Origin of the sequence: Tessaracoccus sp. MC1756, assembly GCF_014164735.1 — a bacterium.
Taxonomy (GTDB): Bacteria; Actinomycetota; Actinomycetes; order Propionibacteriales; family Propionibacteriaceae; genus Arachnia.
In genome coordinates this window covers 76,910-91,721 of record NZ_JACJFZ010000005.1, presented here as the reverse complement: position 1 = coordinate 91,721, position 14,812 = coordinate 76,910, and the positions used below count along the sequence as shown (strand labels likewise).

General features: G+C 69.7%; 11 protein-coding genes and 1 riboswitch. Of the genes, 7 read left to right on the top strand and 4 right to left on the bottom strand.

Annotated elements, in window-relative coordinates:
• Positions 1–40: 40 nt before the first annotated feature.
• Positions 41–1,081, bottom strand: coding sequence for an LLM class flavin-dependent oxidoreductase (locus tag H5393_RS12060; protein ID WP_182763049.1), 1,041 nt, complete (start codon positions 1,079–1,081; stop codon positions 41–43).
• A gap of 96 nt (positions 1,082–1,177) precedes the next feature.
• A riboswitch (guanidine-III (ykkC-III) riboswitch) is annotated at positions 1,178–1,236 on the top strand.
• A 35-nt stretch (positions 1,237–1,271) separates the two neighbouring features.
• Between H5393_RS12060 and H5393_RS12055 the strand changes: the two genes are divergently transcribed.
• The 3 genes from H5393_RS12055 to H5393_RS12045 all read left to right on the top strand — a co-directional run bounded on the left by H5393_RS12055 (position 1,272) and on the right by H5393_RS12045 (position 3,344).
• Positions 1,272–1,586, top strand: coding sequence for a multidrug efflux SMR transporter (locus tag H5393_RS12055; RefSeq protein ID WP_182766864.1), 315 nt, complete (start codon positions 1,272–1,274; stop codon positions 1,584–1,586).
• Entirely contained in the window at positions 1,586–1,933 is a 348-nt protein-coding gene (locus H5393_RS12050; RefSeq protein WP_182763047.1) for a multidrug efflux SMR transporter, read from the top strand. The genes H5393_RS12055 and H5393_RS12050 overlap by 1 nt, the downstream gene beginning before the upstream one ends.
• A 73-nt stretch (positions 1,934–2,006) precedes the next feature.
• On the top strand, positions 2,007–3,344 hold the full coding sequence (locus H5393_RS12045) for an ABC transporter substrate-binding protein (protein ID WP_182766863.1): 1,338 nt from the start codon (positions 2,007–2,009) through the stop codon (positions 3,342–3,344).
• Here H5393_RS12045 and H5393_RS12040 read toward each other — a convergent pair.
• Positions 3,337–5,244, bottom strand: coding sequence for a penicillin-binding transpeptidase domain-containing protein (locus H5393_RS12040; RefSeq protein WP_255436500.1), 1,908 nt, complete (start codon positions 5,242–5,244; stop codon positions 3,337–3,339). The genes H5393_RS12045 and H5393_RS12040 overlap by 8 nt on opposite strands.
• Before the next feature lie 187 nt (positions 5,245–5,431).
• On the opposite strand from H5393_RS12040, the gene H5393_RS12035 reads away from it, so the two are divergent.
• Together H5393_RS12035 and H5393_RS12030 are read left to right on the top strand one after the other, a co-directional pair.
• Complete coding sequence (locus tag H5393_RS12035) at positions 5,432–6,622, top strand: TerC family protein (protein WP_245244050.1); 1,191 nt, start codon at positions 5,432–5,434, stop codon at positions 6,620–6,622.
• Between the two features lies 1 nt (position 6,623).
• A complete protein-coding gene (locus H5393_RS12030; RefSeq protein ID WP_182766860.1) occupies positions 6,624–7,988 on the top strand; it encodes an MFS transporter in 1,365 nt (454 codons plus the stop codon).
• Between the two features lie 167 nt (positions 7,989–8,155).
• Here H5393_RS12030 and H5393_RS12025 read toward each other — a convergent pair whose 3' ends face one another.
• Together H5393_RS12025 and H5393_RS12020 are read right to left on the bottom strand one after the other, a co-directional pair.
• Entirely contained in the window at positions 8,156–8,764 is a 609-nt protein-coding gene (locus H5393_RS12025; RefSeq protein WP_182766859.1) for an MBL fold metallo-hydrolase, read from the bottom strand.
• Positions 8,761–9,354 carry a TetR/AcrR family transcriptional regulator gene (locus H5393_RS12020; protein WP_076062167.1) on the bottom strand — a complete coding sequence of 198 codons (594 nt, stop codon included), beginning with the start codon at positions 9,352–9,354 and terminating at the stop codon, positions 8,761–8,763. Before H5393_RS12020 ends, H5393_RS12025 begins: the two co-directional genes overlap by 4 nt.
• 91 nt (positions 9,355–9,445) lie before the next feature.
• Between H5393_RS12020 and H5393_RS12015 the strand changes: the two genes are divergently transcribed.
• Entirely contained in the window at positions 9,446–12,115 is a 2,670-nt protein-coding gene (locus H5393_RS12015) for an MMPL family transporter (RefSeq protein ID WP_182766858.1), read from the top strand.
• Entirely contained in the window at positions 12,112–14,721 is a 2,610-nt protein-coding gene (locus H5393_RS12010) for a YhgE/Pip domain-containing protein (protein ID WP_182766857.1), read from the top strand. The genes H5393_RS12015 and H5393_RS12010 overlap by 4 nt, the downstream gene beginning before the upstream one ends.
• Positions 14,722–14,812 lie beyond the last annotated feature (91 nt).

The following is a 14,812-nucleotide window of genomic DNA, read 5'->3' as shown; positions in this document are numbered from 1 at the left end:
GCACCGGCCTCTGACCGTACGGCGAGGGGATCCTCACGGCTCAGGCGTCGGCGAGCATGTCCTTGACGAGCGGGACCACCTCGGTGCCGTAGAGCTCGATGGAGCGCAGGATCGCCTCGTGAGAGAGACGGCCGGCGGACACCTTGAGCTGGTAGCGGGTGGCGTCGAGTGCCTTCATGCCGTCGGCGATCTTGCGGGCCACGGTCTCCGGAGAACCCACCGCCATGGAGCCGTGGGCGGCCTCGTGCTCGAAGTGCTCGCGGCCCATCTGGCCCCAACCGCGCTCACCGCCGATGCGGCGGCTCTGCTCGAGCCACGCGGGGTAGAGCTGCTCCAGAGCCTCCTCGTCCGTCGGCGCCACGTGACCGTACGTGTGGTAGCCCACGGGCTGCGGCGCCTTGCCCAGTTCCTCGAGGGCCCGACGGTGCAGTTCGGCGAACGGCGCGAACCGGGCGGTGGGACCGCCGATGATGGCCAGCATGAGCGGCAGGCCGTGCGACGCGGCACGCACCACGGACTGGGGGCTGCCTCCCACGGCGACCCACGTCTTGAGCGGCCCGTCGGCAAGGGTGGGGAAGAGCTCGACGTCCTTGAGGGTCTGGGTGAGCTTGCCCTGCCAGCTGTGCCTGCCGCCTTGGATGAGTTGGGCGAAGAGGGCGAGCTTCTCCTCGAAGAGCTCCTCGTAGTCGGCCAGGTTGTAGCCGAACAGGGGGAACGACTCGGTGAAGGAACCGCGCCCCACCACGATCTCGGCCCGGCCTGAGCTGATGGCGTCCAGGGTGGCGAAGCGCTCGAACACGCGCACCGGGTCGTCGGAGCTGAGGACCGTGACGGCGGAGGCCAGCTTGATGTGCTGGGTGCGGGCGGCGATGGCCGCGAGCACCATCTCCGGCGAGGACACGGCGAAGTCGTCGCGGTGGTGCTCGCCGATGCCGATGGCGTCCAGGCCCACCTGGTCGGCGAGGATCCCCTCATCGACGACGTTGCGCACGACCTGGTCGTGCGGCAGCAGCGTGCCGTCGGCGGCCGCCGTGACGTCGCCGAATGTGTCGATGCCGAATTCAAGCGTTTCGAGGTCCATGCCCACTCCAACAATGTTTAGGGTTCAACTATTCCCGGAGTCTAGCCGATCAAGCGCCGGTGACCTTGGTGGGCACCCTGGACTCCTTTAGACTCGGCGCTGGCGACCCGCCCCGGACGACGGATCAGTACCCGGTGAAGACAAGACTGGCCCCCTCGCGTGAGGGCAGTGCAGAAGGAGTTGTGTCTTCATGGATTGGGTCATCCTGCTCGCCTCCGGTGTGATGGAGGCCGTCTGGGCCACCGCGCTCGGCCGCTCGAACGGGCTCCGGCGCCCCCTGCCCACCATGGTCTTCGTGGTGGCGTCCGCCCTCAGTCTCATTGGCCTCGGGGTGGCGCTCGACACGCTGCCGACGGGCACGGCCTATGCCGTCTGGACCGCCACCGGCGCTTCGCTCACCGTGATCTGGGCGATGGCCACGGGCGCGGAGCCGGCCAACGTCAAGAAGGTCCTCCTGCTGGTGGGCATCGTGACGTGCGTCGTGGGCCTGAAGGTGGTGGCGTGATGCGGCTGCCGCAGTCCTGGGCCTGGCCCGTCCTCCTGGTCAGCGCCGTCCTCGAGGCGGTGTGGGCCAACGCGCTGTCGGCCAGCGAGGGTTTCGCGAGGCTCGGGCCCACCGTCGTGTTCCTCGTGGCGGTGGCACTGTCCACCGTCGGCCTCGGGTTGGCGATGAAACACATCCCTACGGGGACGGCCTATGCGGTGTGGACCAGCCTCGGGGCGGTGCTCACCGTGACCTACGCCACCCTGACCGGCCAGGAGGAGATGTCCTGGCTGAAGGCGCTGTTCCTGGCCGGCATCGTCGCGTGCGTGGTGGGCCTGAAGCGGATGGATCGGGACAGCCCTCACTGAGGAGATCCTCGCCGGCCGATGGGCACTGCGCCGGGCTGGCATTCTTGGAAGCCCAGTCACTGAGAAGGCACCCATGAAGCGACGCACGTTCCTCACTGTTGCCGCAGGCAGCACCGTGATCTCGTGCGCGCCCGGCTCCCATCAGGAACCGACTGCCAGCTCCCAGCCTGTTGCCGTCGCGGACCCTGACATCGCGTCGCTCGGCGACGTCACGTTGACCGTGTGGGACCAGGAGGTCCGCGGGGGTCAGAACGCCACGATGGAGGCCTTGAACCAGGGCTTCCAGGACGCGTTCCCCAACGTGACGATCCGGCGACTGTCGCAGTCCTTCGACGACCTCCGCAAGCAGGTCACACTCGCGCTCTCCGGCAACGATGTGCCCGACGTGATGCAGGTCAACAACGCCCGGGCCGACATGGGGGCCTTCGTCCGTGCGGGTCAGATCCTCGACCTCTCCGGGTTCGCGGCCGCCTACGGCTGGGACGACCGGTTCGCCGGCTCGGTGCTGGGCAAGATGCGCTACTCACCGGATGCGGTCAGTTTCGGGGAGGGGAACCTCTACGGAGTGCCGCAGACGGGGGAGATCGTCGGGTTGTACTACCGGCAGGCGACCCTGGACAGGCTCGGCGGCGAGGCCCCCGGAACGTGGGAGGGCTACTTCGCCCTGCTCGACGCGGCGCGCGGCGACGGGCTGCAGCCGATGGTGCTCGGCAACCTGGACAAGTGGCCCGCCCTCCATGTGTTCGGGCCGCTCCAGGCTGCCTACGTGCCCACGGACGACATCATCAAGCTCGGCATGGGCAACTCGGGGGCCAGTTGGACCAGCGCCGCGAACCTCGAGGCGCTCACGAAGTTCGCCGCCTGGGGTGCGGAGGACTACCTGGGTGACTCTCCCAACGGCACGGACTACGACTCGGCCTGGCTCCACTTCGCCGAGGGCAAGGCTGCCTTCCTGCCGGCCGGGAGTTGGCTCGCCACCGACCTGCAGGATGCCGTGGGCGAGGGACTGCGCTTCATGGCTCCGCCCATGGGCCTCGACGGTGCGCTGGCCACCACCGGGGGTACCGGCATCCCGTGGTCCATCCCGTCGAGGGCGGCCCATCCGGAGGTCGCGGCCGCCTATCTGGACTTCATCACCAACGAAGGGGCCATGGAGACGGTCGCGGCCAACGGCGGGCTCCCCGTGCTGCGGGCAGGCGAGCTGGCGCCGGAGACCGGGGTGCTGCACGACGTCTTCGTGGAATTTGCGGCCGTGTCGCAGCGGGGCACGCTGTTGCCCTATCTGGACTACGCGACGCCCAGCTTCGGCGACACCGCGGGCGCGGCGTTCCAGGAACTGATCGGCGGCCAGAAGGACCCCGAAGCGGTGGCCGAGGTGCTCCAGGCCGACTACGCGGCCTTCGTCAGCTGAACAGAGCCGTGATCAGGGGCGCCGCGGTGGTGCCGCCGCTGTCGCCGACCTCCACGAACGCCGACACCGCCACCTTGTCGTTGTAGGCGATCATCCACGCGTGCGTCTGCTGGTTGCCCGTCGGTCCCCACTGGGCGGTGCCCGTCTTGGCGCCGATCATCTTGCCCTTCAGGGACTGCGCGGTGCCGGTGTCCACCGTCGCCTTCATCATGGCCTGGAGGCTCTGCGCCTCGGCGGCCGCCAGCGGAGCGGCCGTCGGCGACGCCTGGTGGCCCTTGACCAGCCACGGCACGACGGTGCGGCCGGCGCCCACGGAAGCGGCCACCGCCGCCATGCCCAACGGCGACATCGTGATCTGGCCCTGACCGATCATCGACGCGGCCCGGTCGATCCGGTTGCTCGGCGCCACTGTGCCGAAGTTCGACGTGAACCCGGCGTCGTAATCGGTGCCCACGCCCAGCGAACCGGCGGCAGCGGCCAGCTGGTCCGAGGTGACGGTGTCTGCGCCCGCGACGAACGCCGTGTTGCACGAGTACTTGAAGGCATCCGTGAGCGTGATGGCGCCGGTGTGGCTGTAGCCGGTGTAGTTACCGAAGGTGTAGGTGTCGATGGCGAGCGTGGGCGGGCACTGCACTGTCGACGACGGCGACAGCCCGTGCCGCAGCATCGCCAGCGACGAGACGACCTTGAACGTGGAACCGGGAGCGAACTTGCCGAACGTGGCGTGCGGGTAGGTGCCGCCCGACGGCGACTGTGCCGCAGCGAGCAGCCCACCGTCTGCCAGGTTGATCACCACGAGCGACGCCAGACCGGGCTGCGCCTTGAGGACCGCTTCGGCCTTCGCCTGCAGGTCGCGGTCCATGCTGAGGTCGATGCCCTCGCTGACGGATTCGTCCTGGAGGAACAGCGGGCGGGGTTCCATGGGGGTGGGCGACGGTGACTCGCCCTCCTTCGCGGCCCGCGACACCAGGTCCACCCGGATCAGCGGCACGCCGCGGAGTTGCTCGTCGTAGCGCAGTTGCAGGCCTGAGATGCCCACGCGGTCGTTGACGGTGAGCTTGCCGCCGGACTCCTCGATCATCTCCGCGGTGGGCTCCCCGATCGCGCCCAGGATGGGCGCGGCGAACGTGGAACTGGGGCCCAGCACCGCACGGATCTCCCGCACGTGCCGGCCCGGCACATCGGCGACCCCGGCGGGGATCTCCGACTGGGGCAGCGTCTTGGCGATCACGAACGCCCGCGGCCCGCCGCCCAGCACCTTGGCCGTGAAGGCCTCCGCGTCGGCGCCCAGGAGGGTGGCCAGTTGGGTGGCGGAGGAGGCCCATTCGGCTTCGGCCAGCGCGGCCTTGTCGATGCCCACCTCGTAGAGCGCGCGCTCCTCCACCAGGGCGAGGCCGGTGTTGTCGTTGATCGGGCCCCGCTTGGCCTCCTCCTGCGTGAAGCGCAACCTCGTGGACCCCGTCAGCTCGGGGTGCGCCAACGTCGGCGACCACTCGAGCACCCACTGGTCGTCGCGGAGCGTGAACGCGGCGGGCGTGACGTAGGTCCAGCCGTCCACGCCGAGCGGGTACGTCACCGTCAAGGTGCCGACGGCGCCCTCACCCTGGTACGTCAGCTCGCCCGGTTCGAACGTGGGGTAGATGCCGTCCATACCGGCGAAGATCGTCTCAAGCTCGGCCTGCGCCGCGGCGTTGCTGGCCGACATCGTGAGCTTGGAGACATCCTTGGCGCTCAGCGCTGCGGCCACCTCGGCCAGGGCTGAATCCGCGGCCGGCAGGTCACCGGCTGGGCTTGCGGCCGTCGGCGACTCCTGCGGCTGGGGCGAGTCACCGTCGGCGCCCGGGGCGCAGCCCGAGGCGAGTAGGACGGCGGTCAGTGCCGCGGCCAGTAGTCGACGCATCAGGGACCTCCTCTTCGGCGCCACCCCAGGCTACCCAAGGGTGACGACAGCCCTCGCAGAACGCGCGGTGGCTTCCGGCGTTTCCGGGCTGGCGGTGCCGGACGGTAGACTTGATGAGTCATCGACGTTGGCCCTGAAGGGTACCGATGGCAGAAACCCCGCTTTCTCGCCAGTCAGGAGCTTTTGCGTGTCGACAAACGTGCCCCTCTGGGTCTGGGCGATCACTCTGGTCGCCATTCTGGCCCTTCTCGCGTTCGACTTCTTCTTCCACGTGCGGCAGGCGCACGAACCCACCCTGCGTGAGGCCACCATCTGGTCGGCCTTCTACGTGGGGGTGGCGATCCTCTTCGGTGTCATCCTGCTGATCTTCGGTGGCACCACCATGGGCGTGGAGTACTTCTCCGGCTATCTGCTGGAAAAGGCGTTGTCAGTTGACAACCTCTTCGTCTTCCTGGTAATCATCTCCAGCTTCGCCGTGCCTCGCGCGGACCAGCAGAAGGTGCTGCTGTTCGGCATCGTCTTCGCGCTGATCGCCCGCTCGGCCTTCATCTTCGCCGGCAAGGCGATGATCGACAACTTCACCTGGACCTTCTACCTCTTCGGCCTGATCCTCATCGTGACGGCTGGCAAGCTGCTGGCGCCGGAGAAGGAAGACTCGGAGGCGGACAACTTCATCATCCGCCTCGCCAAGCGCTTCCTCCACACCACGGACCACTACGACGGCGACAAGCTCTTCACCATGGAGAACGGCCGCCGGGTCCTCACCCCCATGCTGCTCGTGATGGTGGCCATCGGCGGCACGGACATCCTGTTCGCGCTCGACTCCATCCCCGCCATCTACGCGGTCACCACCAACGTGTACATCGTGTTCGCCGCCACCGCGTTCTCGCTGATGGGTCTGCGTCAGCTGTACTTCCTGATCGACGGGCTCCTGGACCGCCTCGTCTACCTGAAGTACGGCCTGTCGATCATCCTCGGCTTCATCGGCGTCAAGCTGGTGCTCGAGGCGCTGCACACCAACGCGCTGTTCTTCATCAACGACGGTGAGCCTGTCAACGTGTTCACGTTCGACGCGTACACCTCACTGCCCGTCATCATCGGCGTGCTGACGCTCACGGTCGTGGCGTCGCTGGTCTCGCCCAAGGGCAAGCTCATGGCCGCCGTCCGCCGTGTGGACCGCCTGGCCCACGGCTACCTGAGCCACGACTACCAGGGCGAGCCGGGCGAGCGCACCGCCAAGTACGAGGAGATGCTGGCAGCGCAGAACGCCCTCATGCGCTTCGACCGCGAGAAGGTCGAGGCCATGATGGAAGAGGTCGGTGCCAACTGGTCCGTCGAGAAGGCGGAGCGCGCGCACGCCGAGGCCGGCGACTACTGACGTGCAGCTGATCAGCGCCCTCAGGCGACTCTGGCGCCACGCAGCCTTCCGTCGGCTGCTGACCCTGCGGATCCTGAGCCAGGCTGCTGACGGCACACTCCAGGTGGGGATGGCCAGCTACATCCTGTTCTCCCCACAGTCGCAGGCCAGCGCCTGGGCGATCGCGGGGGTGCTGGCGCTCACCCTGCTGCCGTTCACCGTGATCGGCCCGTTCGTGTCGCCGCTGCTGGACCGCTGGTCGCGACGCAATGTCGCCCTCTACTCGGACCTCACCCGGGCGGTCCTCGCCGCCACCATCGGCGTGATCATCGCCACGGGGGCCACGACGGGGGGCTGGGCCGTCGTGCTGTTCGGCGCCCTGCTGGTCGCGATGAGCATCAACCGGTTCATGCTGGCCGGGCTGTCGGCCGGGCTGCAGCACACCGTCGAGCAGGACGAGTACCTCACGGCGTCGTCGATCGTGCCGACGGTGGGGCCCATCGGGGTCGTCATCGGCGCGGTCGCCGGCTTCGCCGCCCGGTTCGCGCTCGGCGACGCGCTGGGGGCCAACAGGGCCGATGCCATGGTGTTCGGGTTGTCGGCGGTGATGTTCGTCGGCTCGGTGCTGGTGTGCCGCGTTTTCCACCGCGACGCCCTCGGCCCCGCCCCCGTTGACCCAGCCGCTGGCGGCGTGGGTTCCACCGTCGTCAGGCGGCGTTCGACCACGGAGGTGGTGGCCGGCCTGGCAGATGCCGCCCGCCATCTGCGCACCCGTCCCGTCGCGCTCCTGGCGCTGCTGTTGATGGCCGCCACACGGCTGCTGTTCGGCCTGCTCAGCGTCGCGGTCATCCTCGCCGCCAGGCACCTGTGGCACCCTTCGGACCGCCCGGAACTGGCGCTCGCCGACCTGACGGTCTGGGGCCTGGCCACCGGCGCCGGCTTCATCCTGTCGGCACCCGTGGTGCCCGTCATGGTGCGGTGGCTGGGGCTGCGTCGCACCTCGATCGCGGTGCTCCTGCTCGGCACGGCCACCTCTGCGGCGTTGGCCATCAGCTCCGCGAAGCCCGTGGTCTTCGTGACCAGCTTCTTCGTCGGCCTGGCCGTCCAGGCGTTCAAGGTCTGTGTGGACACCATCGTCCAGTCGCACGTGGAAGAGCAGTACAAGGGCCGCGTCTTCACCTTCTACGACATGTTCTTCAACGCCGCATTCGTGACGGCGGGGGTCGTGGCGGCCTTCGTGCTGCCCACCACGGGGCTCTCGACGGCGGCCTTCGTCGGCATCGGGGTGGGTTACGTGGCCTGTGCAGCGGTGCTGTTCGGGGCTGGGGCGCGTCTTGGGCACGCCACGTTCGAACGCGGGACGGAAGACCTCACCCGCGCGTCCTGAACGCCGGTGTCAGTCGGTCGCCTCGGCCCACAGCTCGCGGCGACGCGCGGCCTGCCGACGGTCCACCGCCCCCACCACGACGCAGGCCAGGGTGATCAACCCGACGAGCCACAACAGTTTGCGCATCATGGCGGCCAATCTACCCGGCCGGGCCCGGGTACCGCGGCTCACCAGCCGCGGGCGACCCAGTCAGCCAGCTGCGGGCGCTCGGCCCCGATGGTGGTGGAGGGTCCGTGCCCGGTGTGGACCACCGTCTCATCGGGGAGCGTGAAGAGCCGCTCGGAGATGGACCCGATGATCTGTTCGAAGCCGGAGTAGCCCCAGCGCGTGGCGCCCGGGCCGCCCTCGAAGAGGGTGTCGCCGGTGAAGACGCAGCCGAGATCCTCCGCCACTAGAGACACCGCCCCGGGCGTGTGGCCCGGGGTGTGGCGCACCTCCAGCTCGGTCCCCGCGACGGCGAGGTGCTCGCCGTCGGGCAGCGGGTTGAAGTCGTCGCCCGGGTGCTCCTCGTCCCAGAGGAACCTGTCGGCCTCGTGGAGCCGGATGGGCGGGCTGCCCACCAGGGGTGCCAAGTCCAGCACCGCACCGATGTGGTCCCAATGTCCGTGCGTCAGCACGATCTGCGTGACGCGCCGCCCGCCCACGAGTTCGACGACGGCCGAGGCGTCGTGGGCCGGGTCGATGATGATGGCCTCGGTGTCGTCGCCCACCAGCCACACGTTGTTCTCGAAGCCCTGGCCGGAGGCGGTCACCAGATGTTCGACGCGGGCGCTCACGCCCCGGTCCCGATCGGCTCGACGAAGGCCTGCGAGGCGAGGGTGATGAGCCGCTTCGATTCCTCGTTGTAACCGATCTGGCGGGGGGAGTAGTGCAGTGTCTCGAGGATCTCCAGCGCATCGGCGACCGGGACGGTGAAGCGCACGCCGGCGCGGGCGGCGGCCTGCTCGGCGACCTCCAGGTACATGGGCAGCAGCCCGGCGCGGGTGGCGCGCAGCCGCTCGCCGAACTCGGGTACCCGCGCGGCCCGCAGCGACAGTTCCACCTCCGTCGCATGCAGTGCGGGGGACAGGTGCGCCACGTCGAGGATGGCCGTGACGATGCTGTCCGCCGGGATCTCGTCGGGCATGGTGGCCAGCGCGTCCCGGATCCGGGCCGACGCCTCCTCGGCCACGGTCTGGGCGATCTCGATGCAGAGGTCGTCCTTGCTGGAGAAGTTCGAGTAGAAGGCCCCGCGTGTGAAGCCGGCCGCCTCACACACCTGCTCGACGCTGGTGGCGTCAATGCCACGGGTGCCGAACTCGCTGATGCCGGCCTCGACGAGGCGGGCGCGCGTGGCCCGTCGTCGGGCTGTGTCCAAGACCGTCATGTTGCTCACTTTCGCGACGGGTACAGGAATGTATTGAAATCGGTACACCGATGTATCCTGATGCCGGTACACCAGAGGATAGGGCAATCTCATGTCAGCTTGGCTTTACGCCGTCGGTAAATGGTGCTTCCGGCGCCGCCTCACCGTGCTCGCCATCTGGCTGGCAGTGCTCCTGGGTCTGGGCGGCGCGGCCGCGGCCTGGTCGGGGAACTTCAACAACGACTTCGACATCCCCTCCTCCAACTCCCAGGAGGCGCTGGAGAAGCTGAGGATGACGTTCCCGCAGGGTGCCGCCTTGTCGGCCATGGCGGTGATCGTGCTCCCCGAGGGCGAGTCGGTCGAGACCTACCGTCCCCAGATCGAGGACGCTGTCGCCAGCTTCTCCGAGCTCGACGAGGTGGAGGCCGACGGCGCCACCTCGCCCTGGAACGAGTTCGTGGACGGACTCATCTCCGACGACGAACGCGCGGCGCTGATCCAGCTGAGCCTCGGGTTCTCCGGAGTGACCCCGACCGCCGACGACCTGGCGCCCATCACCGAGGTGGCTGACGCCCTGCAGGCGGAGCTGCCGCCGGGCAGCGAGGTCGCGATGGGCGGCGAGGCCTACAACATCGAACTGCCCGCGCTGAGCCTCATCGAGATCATCGGCCTGGTGGTGGCCCTCATCGTCCTCACCGTGGTGCTGGGATCCCTCGTTGCTGCGGGACTGCCGCTGCTGACCGCCATCATGGGGGTCGGCATCACCACGGCGCTGATGTTCCTGCTGACGTCGGTCTTCGCCATCAACTCCACCACGCCCATCCTCTCCGTGATGCTCGGCCTCGCCGTCGGCATCGACTACGCCCTCTTCATCCTGTCGCGGCACCGCGACCAGTTGCGCCAGGGCCTCGAGCCGCAGGAGTCGGCCGGCCGCGCCGTCGGCACCTCCGGGTCGGCCGTCGTGTTCGCCGGTCTCACCGTCTTCATCGCGCTGCTCGGCCTGTCCGTGGCCAACATCCCGTTCCTGACCGTGATGGGCCTCTTCGCTGCGCTCGGCGTGGCCCTGGCCGTCGCCGTCGCGCTGACCCTGCTGCCCGCGCTCATGGGGTTCATGGGCGAGAAGATGCGCCCCCGGGAACGCGTGCCGAAGGCCAGGAAGAAGTCCCGTTCCGGGACGGGCGCCTTCGCCTGGTGGGTGGGCGTCACCACCAAGCACCCGGTGGCCACCATCATCAGCGTCGTCGTGCTGCTCGGTGCGTTGACGATCCCGACGGTGGGGCTGCAGGTGTCGCTGCCCAACGCCGGCCAGCAGCGCGCGGAACAGCCCGCGCGGATCGCCTACGACCTCATGGCGGAGCACTTCGGCGAGGGCGTCAACGGCCCGCTCGTCGTGACCGCCGACATCATCGGCTCGACGGACCCGCTCGGCGTCATGGCAGACCTCAAGGCCGACATCGAGCGGATGGACGGCGTCGCCTCCGTGCCGCTGTCCACCCCCAACCCCAACGCCGACACGGGCCTCATCCAGGTGGTCCCCACCACGGGCCCGGACGACCCCGAGACCGCCGTCCTCGCCCGCGCGCTGATGGACCGGCACGACGAGTGGCTGGCCGAGTACGACGTCAACACCAACGTCACCGGCATGACCGCCGTCCAGATCGACATCAGCGACAAGCTCACCCAGGCGCTGCTGCCGTTCGGGCTGCTGGTGGTCGGCCTGTCGCTGGTCCTCCTGGCCGCCGTGTTCCGCTCGGTGTGGGTGCCGGTGAAGGCGACGGTGGGCTACCTCCTCAGCGTCGGCGCGGCGTTCGGTGCCACCACCCTGGTGTTCAACCACGGCTGGCTCAAGGAGTTGGTCAACCTGGAGCGCGGCATGCCGGTCATCTCGTTCCTGCCCATCCTGCTGATGGGCATCCTGTTCGGCCTCGCCATGGACTACGAGGTGTTCCTCGTCAGCCGGATCCGTGAGGAGTACGTGCACGGCAAGAGCGCGCTCGACGCCATCCGCAGCGGCTTCGTCGCCTCGGGGCCGGTCGTGGCCGCTGCGGCCGTGATCATGTTCGCCGTGTTCGCGTTCTTCGTCCCCGAAGGCATGGGCCCGATCAAATCGATCGCGTTCGCGCTGGCCGTGGGCGTCGCTGTCGACGCGTTCCTGGTCCGCATGACGCTGGTGCCGGCCGTGATGACGCTGCTCGGCGACCGCGCCTGGTGGCTGCCCGCGTGGCTGGACCGCCTGCTGCCCACCTTCGACGTGGAGGGCGAGGTGCTCTCCACGGAGATGGCGCTCAAGGAATGGCCCGGCGACGGGTCGGCGCTGCACGCCGAAGACCTCGAGGTGGAGGGCATCGTCGAGCCCCTCACCCTGTGGCTGATGCCGGGCCAGGTGGCCGGTGTCGTCGGCCCCGTGGGTGCCCGCACCGGCGCCCTCCTGGCACTGGGCGGCAGGCTGCAGACCACCGGCGGTCGCGCCCGGGTGGCCGGCGCGTTGCTGCCCGAAGGGGCCGGCCGGGCCCGCCGTCGGGTGACCTACCTCGACCTGGCCCATGTCGAGGACGTGGCCGGCGCGCTGGCGAGCACCCGTCCGGCCACCGTCGTGATCGTCGACTCGGTCGACGTGGTGACGCCGGGCGCCGCGCGGGACGCCCTCGATCAGCTCATCCAGAACACCCATCCGCGGGGCGCCGTCCTCCTGGGCGCCGCCAGCGCGGAGCACCTCATCGACCTGACCCCCGACGGCGTGCTGAACGTCGCCACCCCCCTGCACGAGGAGACAAGGGCATGAGAAACACCCGCCCCACGCCTGCACAGATCGTCGCGATGGCGCTTGTGCCGCTGCTGGCCGCAGGCCTGATGCTCGGCCTGATCGGCCGTGGCGGCGAGAGCCGCATCGAGGCCGCCGTCGTGAATCTCGACCAGGCGGTCACCGTCGGCGACCAGTACATCCCCATGGGGCGTCAGCTCGCGGCCGCCATGGTGGATCGCGAAGGCGACAACATCAGCTGGACCCTCGCGGATGCGCCCAGCGCCACCGCGGGCCTCAAGTCCGGCCGGTTCTCCGCCGTCGTGACCATCCCGGAGAACTTCTCCGCCAACGCCACGTCGTGGTCCGAGAACGACGCGGCCAAGGCCGAGCAGGCCGGCATCCAGGTGGCGGTCAGCGACAACGCGCCGGTCACGGACGCCCAGGTGGCCGAGCAGATCGCCCGCATGGCCACCGACACCATCAACGCGCAGCTCACCGAGGGGTACCTCGACGGCATCTACGTGGGCTTCAACACCGTGGGCGAGCAGTTCGGCACCATCGTTGACGGTGTCTCCGAGTTGGAGGACGGCGCCTCGCAGCTGTCCCACGGCGCGCAGCAGTCGGCCGACGGCGCCGCCCAGCTCAACGACGGCATGACGCTACTCAAGGACAACGGCGGCAAACTGGCCGACGGTGGCGCGCAGCTCGCGGAGGGCGTGGGCGACCTCGCCGTGGGCGTCGGCGCCCTGAACACAGGCGCCGGCCAGCTCGCCTCGGGCGCCGACCAGTTGGCCGACGGCGTGGACCAGTTCGCCGGTCAGGCGCCCCGCCTCGTCGACGGCGCCGAACAGTTGGCTGACGGCGTCGAGCAGTTCTCGGGACAGACCCCGGCCCTCGTCGACGGCGTGACGCAACTGGCGGACCAGGGCGGGCAGTTGCTCGCCGGGCTCCCCGAGTTCGCCGAGGGTTCCGCCGCGGTGGTCGGTGGGGTCGACCAGCTCAGCGACGGCCTCAGCCAGATCATCACCGGCATCGAGAATCAGCCGGTCGACACCTCGGAGCTCGATCTGTTGGCCCAGGGCGCCCGCGCCACCGCCGTCGGCGCTGCCGGGCTCAGCGGCGGCCTCACCCAGGCGGACCGGGCCCTGCAGGGCTACGCCTCCGGCGCCGTGCCCATGCCCGCCGAGGTCGCCGCGGTCGCAGACCAGATCGCGCAGGCCTTCACGTGCCCGGTGGAGGATCCGGCCACCTGCGAGATGCTCCGCCAGACGTTCGCGGCCGGCGCCGCCGCGGGCGTGCAGGGCGGGTTCCAGGCCGGCACCGGCGCGGGTTCGGCCGCGCTCAACACGCCAGACCCGCAGAGTGGGCTGTCGCTGCTGGGCGGCGCGGGTCAACTCGCCGGCGGCGCCGACGCGCTGGCTGACGGGGTCGACACCCTTGTCGCCGAACTGCCGACGCAGACCGCCGAGCAGATGGCCGTCCTCAGCGGCGCCCTCACGCAGGTGCGTGACGGCGCTGACCAGATCGTCACCGAGGCCCAGCCCCTCGTCGACAACGCCCCCCTCATCGCGGACGGCGCCACCCAGTTGAACGGCGGGCTCCAGCAACTCAAGGGACAGATCGGCGCGCTGCCGACCGGAGTCACGCAGTTGGCCGACGGCGCCCGCAGCCTGGCAGACGGCATCGCCCAACTCCCGGCCGGTGTCCAGCAGCTGCAGACCGGCGCCCGCGGCCTGGCCGACGGGGCCTCGGGCCTCGCCGGCGGGGTCGGGCAGCTCGACTCGGGCGCCCAGCAGCTGCAGACCGGCGCTGAAGAATACGTCTCGGGCGTCGGCCAGTACACCGCCGGCGTGCGCTCGGCAGCGGAGGGCACCGAAGCTCTCAGCGGGGGGCTCAGCCAACTGTCGTCCGGCGCCGGGCAGCTCTCGGACGGTCTCGAGCTGTTCAACACCGAGCTGACGAAGGGCGCCGAGGAACTGCCCAGCTACTCGGCCGAGGACCGCAAGCAACTGTCCAGCGTCGCTGCGTCGCCGGTGGCCGAGGAGAAGGACTTGATCACGCCCACGGAGGTGGGTTCCACGGCGCTGCTGATCGTCGCGGGGCTGTGGCTCGGCGCCCTGGCGGCGTTCGCCTTCTGGCGTCCCGTGCCGCGCAACGTCGTCAGCTCTCGTGCAGCGAGCATCGTGCTCTGGGGCCGGACGGTGTGGCTTCCGCTGGTACTGGTCGTGGGCCAGGGCCTCGTGCTGGGGCTCGTCGGTTCGGTCGTGCTGGGCCTGGGCGTGGGCACCGCCGCGGTGCTCGTGTTGCTGATGATGCTGTTGGGCGGTTCGTTCGCGTTGGCCAACCACGCCCTGGCCGGTTGGCTGGGCAACATCGGGCGGTTGATCTCCGGGCTGCTGCTCGTGGTGACGGTGGGCCTCGGCCTCTCCTCGGCCGTCGGCTGGCTCTCGCCGATCGGCGCGGTGTCGCCGCTGCAGAACGGTTTCGAGCTGGTCCGCACCCACATGGCGGACGGCACCGGTGAGGTCGGCCTGGCCTCCGTCGCGCTGCTGCTCGGCGTCGTCGCCCTCACCTTCTCGGTGACGGCGATCGCCGCCAAGCGTCGTCTGACCCCCGCGCAGTTCCGGGCGGCCCACGCCGGCTGATACTCCAACCAGGTGGGCGTACGGGCCCCCGCCACCGGCGGGCCAACGGTGTGTGACGTGACCCGAACGGCTGGTTAACTTGGCAGCGGTT

Coding starts and splice junctions, on each gene's coding strand:
- H5393_RS12060 (WP_182763049.1), bottom strand. CDS start 1,081: ATGGACCTCGAAACGCTTGAATTCGGCATCGACACATTCGGCGACGTC.
- H5393_RS12055 (WP_182766864.1), top strand. CDS start 1,272: ATGGATTGGGTCATCCTGCTCGCCTCCGGTGTGATGGAGGCCGTCTGG.
- H5393_RS12050 (WP_182763047.1), top strand. CDS start 1,586: ATGCGGCTGCCGCAGTCCTGGGCCTGGCCCGTCCTCCTGGTCAGCGCC.
- H5393_RS12045 (WP_182766863.1), top strand. CDS start 2,007: ATGAAGCGACGCACGTTCCTCACTGTTGCCGCAGGCAGCACCGTGATC.
- H5393_RS12040 (WP_255436500.1), bottom strand. CDS start 5,244: ATGCGTCGACTACTGGCCGCGGCACTGACCGCCGTCCTACTCGCCTCG.
- H5393_RS12020 (WP_076062167.1), bottom strand. CDS start 9,354: ATGACGGTCTTGGACACAGCCCGACGACGGGCCACGCGCGCCCGCCTC.
- H5393_RS12015 (WP_182766858.1), top strand. CDS start 9,446: ATGTCAGCTTGGCTTTACGCCGTCGGTAAATGGTGCTTCCGGCGCCGC.
- H5393_RS12010 (WP_182766857.1), top strand. CDS start 12,112: ATGAGAAACACCCGCCCCACGCCTGCACAGATCGTCGCGATGGCGCTT.